Raw genomic sequence first — 2,285 nt, 5'->3', positions numbered from 1 at the left:
GCTCAGCGTGTCGGTGGTCAGGCCTTGCAGGATGGCCGGGTTATCGGTGAGGGTCACGACTGGTTTAGCGTCATCAATGATCTGTGCCAGTCGGGCACTAGGATAGCCCGGGTCGAGCGGCAAATAGGCGGCACCGGTTTTCAGGATGGCCAGTATGGCCATCACCATCTCGGCATGTCGCACAGTGCTGACGCCCACCATGCTGTCGGCGCTGAGTGAATAGTGTTGCTGCAAGTACGCGGCGATGCGATTAGCACCGGCGTCCAGCTGGGCATAGCTCAGTGTGCGACCGCCAGGCATATCAATGGCGATGGCATCCGGTGTTAGCTGGGCCTGACGGCTGATTTGTTCGTGCAGGCTGAGCTCAGCATTGTAAGCCAGTGTCTCGCTTTGTACATCATACACCAGGTGTTGGCGCTCCTGCTCACTCAACATATCAATCTGCTGCGGCGACTGTTGACTAAGCGAAGCCAGGTTTTGTGGCACAAAAGCGGCAATAAGCTGACTCAGATGCGTACTGAGCTTGGTAATATAGTCGGCAGTAAACAGGTGACTGTCATACACCCAGTTCAGCGCCAGTCCCTGCTCGTTAAAAACCAGGTTGATGTCGAGGTCGAATTTGCTACTGGTCACAGGTAAGGCTCGCTGCGTTAACTGCACATCAGCAACATTAAACTGCGTATTCACTGGCTGAGCAGGCGTGCCCTCTACCGTCAGCAGGATCTGAAATAATGGTGCATGAACCTGACTGCGTGAGATCTGAAGTCCTTCAATCAGCTGATCCAGTGGTAACTCCTGATTCGCCAGCGCCTGCTGATTGATACCTTTAACGTGCTCAAAATACTCCGTCAGAGTGTCAAATTCCGTCGACACTCGCAGTGGAACGGTATTGACAAAAAAGCCCTGCAACGACTGCAGTCCGCTTTGCAGCCGGTTCTCAACAGGGGTGCCGATGACGATATCCTGGCTATGACTGTGTCTGGCGACCACCAGGGACAATAAAGCATGTAAAAATGCAAATGGACTTAGCTGCAATGCTTCAGCACTGTCAGCAATGGCTTTGGCCTGGTGTTCAGGTAATTGCTGCGTGAATTTTTGTGCTGGATGTTGATGAGTGTCTCGCTGTCCCGTCACAGGCAAAGTGTGTACTTCTGGCGCATCGGAAAGCTGCTTCACCCAATAGTCCAGCTGAGTTTGATAATGTGTCCGGGCTTCATTTTGTTGCCAGTGCGCATAATCAATGTAATGTAATGACAGTGGCGCCAGTTCAGGCTCCTGGCCTGCAACCAGTGCGCTGTAGGTGTGAGAAAACTCCTTCACCAGCAGTGCCACCGAATAACCATCCGACACGATATGATGCAGGTTGAACATCAACACGCCCTGCTGCGGGGAAAGGGTGACGTAATGAACCCGGATCAAGCTGTCTGTACTTAAGTCAAAAGCGTAAGCGGCCTCTTGTGCCAGCAAAGCGTCCAGCTGTGTTTGTTGCGCCGACGCTGTCAGGTCACTCAGGTCGTACGAGGACACAAGCTGTGCCGGTGCGCTCACCAGCTGCTGTTTGCCTTCCCCTTCCACTTCAATAAACCGGGTGCGCAGTACTTCATGACGCGCCACTATGGACTGCATGGTTTGCTCTAGTACCGCCAGGTCAAACTCACCCGATACAGTGAATGCCGCTGACATATTATATTCAATGGTATTGCCCTGAAGCTGATCAAGAAACCACAAGCGTTGCTGCGCTGATGACAATGGAAAGTGCGCCTGCGTCCGCTCAACTGGCGTGATCACAGGGGCCAGAGAAGCGCTGGCATATAACCCCAACAGATACTGTTTTAGTTCGTCTTTTCTTGCTATTAGCTGTTGTTTCAGCGCTGCATCCAGGGCTTTTGGAAGGTGTAGCTTCACTTCGCCTTGGTGGTGCTGTGCAGTGGCGCCTTGCTCCAGCAAAGCGCGGTATAATTCTTGGATCATCATAGGGTAAATTCCTCGAAGTCGGATGCAGCGGGACTGTGCGTCGTGTCACTGGCATGCAAAGTGAAGATGTCGTCGATATGGCGACTGATGTTGGCGACGGTCATTTGCTGATATAAATCCTGAATAGCCAGGTTGATCGCAAAAGTGTCGTTAAGTCGGGTTACCAGGCGCATCACAAGCAGTGAATGTCCGCCCAGCTCGAAAAAATCTGTCTGTGTGCTTATCTGGCTGGCTTCTACATTGAGCAGCTGCGCCCAAATCTCACATACCGCCTGCTCTGTGTCTGTTTGCGGCGCTACGTAACGGCCCTG

General features: G+C 52.6%; 2 protein-coding genes. Both read right to left on the bottom strand.

Going from position 1 to position 2,285, the window contains the following annotated elements:
* Positions 1 to 1,974, bottom strand: a 1,974-nt coding sequence (locus MHN31_RS24015; protein WP_239445542.1) for a condensation domain-containing protein, incomplete at its 3' end; no start/stop codon positions are given.
* The coding region (locus MHN31_RS24010; protein ID WP_239445541.1) for a phosphopantetheine-binding protein at positions 1,971 to 2,285 on the bottom strand (315 nt) is incomplete at its 5' end. The genes MHN31_RS24010 and MHN31_RS24015, both read right to left, overlap by 4 nt.

This window comes from Pseudoalteromonas sp. McH1-42, assembly GCF_022347845.1.
Classification (GTDB): domain Bacteria; phylum Pseudomonadota; class Gammaproteobacteria; order Enterobacterales; family Alteromonadaceae; genus Pseudoalteromonas; species Pseudoalteromonas rubra_D.
Note: the sequence above shows the minus strand (reverse complement) of the source record. Positions and strands in the feature narration are given on the sequence as shown.